Source organism: Leucobacter sp. M11 (assembly GCF_035726885.1).
GTDB lineage: Bacteria > Actinomycetota > Actinomycetes > Actinomycetales > Microbacteriaceae > JAPFRB01.
The window spans coordinates 80,882-82,828 of sequence record NZ_JAPFRB010000001.1 but is presented as its reverse complement, the minus strand read 5'-3'; the positions used below and the strand labels follow the sequence as shown (position 1 = coordinate 82,828).

1 protein-coding gene is annotated in these 1,947 nt (G+C 65.6%); it reads left to right on the top strand.

Features of this window, described 5'->3' with window-relative positions:
• Positions 1-89 precede the first annotated feature (89 nt).
• Complete coding sequence (gene ctaD, locus OOT08_RS00405) at positions 90-1,853, top strand: aa3-type cytochrome oxidase subunit I (RefSeq protein ID WP_442916140.1); 1,764 nt, start codon at positions 90-92, stop codon at positions 1,851-1,853.
• Positions 1,854-1,947: the final 94 nt, after the last annotated feature.

Sequence of the window (1,947 nt, the reverse complement as noted above, 5' to 3'; positions counted from 1 at the left end):
TGCGCCGTGCTACGCTTTGGCATAGGTCAAAGTTTCCCCGGTCTGATCCGGGGCGTGCACCCGGAAGCCGGGCGAAAGGAGAGCAAGCGATGACGCGCCGCACCGTGGGGATTCGCGAGACAGCGGGGCCGGACTCGGCCCGGACACCGGGGGAGCGCCCGCTCGGGGGCGGTGGCCAGGGGGCGCACGTGCGCGCGGGCGACCGCCTCGTCACCTGGATCACCTCGACCGATCACAAGGTGATCGGGTACCTCTACCTGGTCACGTCCTTCCTGTTCTTTCTCATCGGGGGGCTCATGGCCCTCGTGATCCGCGCCCAGTTGTTCGCGCCCGGCCTGGAGGTCGTGGCCACCAAGGAGCAGTACAACCAGCTGTTCACGATGCACGGCACGATCATGCTGCTGATGTTTGCCACCCCGCTCTTCACCGGTTTCGCGAACGTGATCATGCCCCTGCAGATTGGCGCCCCCGACGTGGCCTTTCCTCGGCTCAACGCCTTCTCATACTGGCTCTACAGCTTTGGCTCGCTCATGGTGCTCGCCGGGTTTCTGACGCCGCAGGGCGCCGCCTCCTTCGGCTGGTTCGCCTACACCCCGCTCAGCTCGACCACGTTCTCGCCCGGGGTTGGCGGCAACCTCTGGGTCCTCGGCCTCGTCCTCAGCGGCTTCGGCACGATCCTCGGCAGCGTGAACGTCATCACGACGATCATCACGATGCGCGCCCCGGGCATGACGATGTGGCGCCTGTCGATCTTCAGCTGGAACACGCTGATCACCTCGATCCTGGTGATCCTCGTGTTCCCCGTGCTGGCCGCGGCGCTCTTCGGCCTCGCGGTGGACCGCATCTTCGGCGGGCACATCTACGGCATCGAAACGGGCGGGCCGATTCTCTGGCAGCACCTGTTCTGGTTCTTCGGTCACCCCGAGGTGTACATCATCGCGCTGCCGTTCTTCGGCATCGTTTCCGAGATCTTCCCCGTGTTCAGCCGCAAGCCGATCTTCGGCTACAAGACGCTGGTCTACGCAACGATCGCCATCGCGGCGCTGTCGATGACCGTGTGGGCGCACCACATGTACGTCACCGGCTCCGTGCTGCTGCCCTTCTTCGCGCTCATGAGCATGCTGATCGCGGTGCCGACGGGTGTGAAGATCTTCAACTGGATCGGCACGATGTGGCGCGGCTCGATCACCTTTGAGACCCCGATGCTGTGGAGCCTGGGCTTCCTGATCTCCTTCATCTTCGGTGGTCTGACCGGCGTGATCCTGGCCTCGCCCGCGCTGGACTTCCACATCTCGGACACCTACTTCGTCGTGGCGCACTTCCACTACGTGGTCTTCGGCACCGTGGTGTTCGCGATGTTCGCCGGGTTCTTCTTCTGGTGGCCGAAGTGGACCGGGAAGATGCTCAACGAGCGCCTCGGGAAGATCCAGTTCTGGATGCTGTTCATCGGTTTCCACGCGACCTTCCTGGTGCAGCACTGGCTCGGCGTCATGGCGATGCCCCGCCGGTACTACACCTACCTGCCGGAGGACGGCATCACCTGGATGAACCAGGTCTCGACGGTCGGCTCCATGCTGCTGGGTGCCTCGATGATTCCGTTCCTGCTGAACGTGTGGATCACCGCGCGCAACGCTCCGAAGGTGACCGTGGATGACCCGTGGGGCTTCGGGCGCTCGCTCGAGTGGGCGACGTCCTGCCCGCCGCCGCGGAACAACTTCACCTCCATCCCGCGGATCCGGACCGAGTCTCCCGCCTTCGACCTGAACCACCCAGAGGCGGCCCCCCGGGAACGCGGCTTGCCCGCGCCGCACACCCCGTTGTCGGAGGAACCTCCTACGATGAGAGGAACATGACAGCACAGCCCGCCGACGCCGACCGCCCCGAGCCCGCGGAGGACCCAGCGGCACCCAGCGAAGGCAGCGGCCCCGCCGCTCCCGAGGGCGCCGA

Coding starts and splice junctions, on each gene's coding strand:
- ctaD (WP_442916140.1), top strand. CDS start 90: ATGACGCGCCGCACCGTGGGGATTCGCGAGACAGCGGGGCCGGACTCG.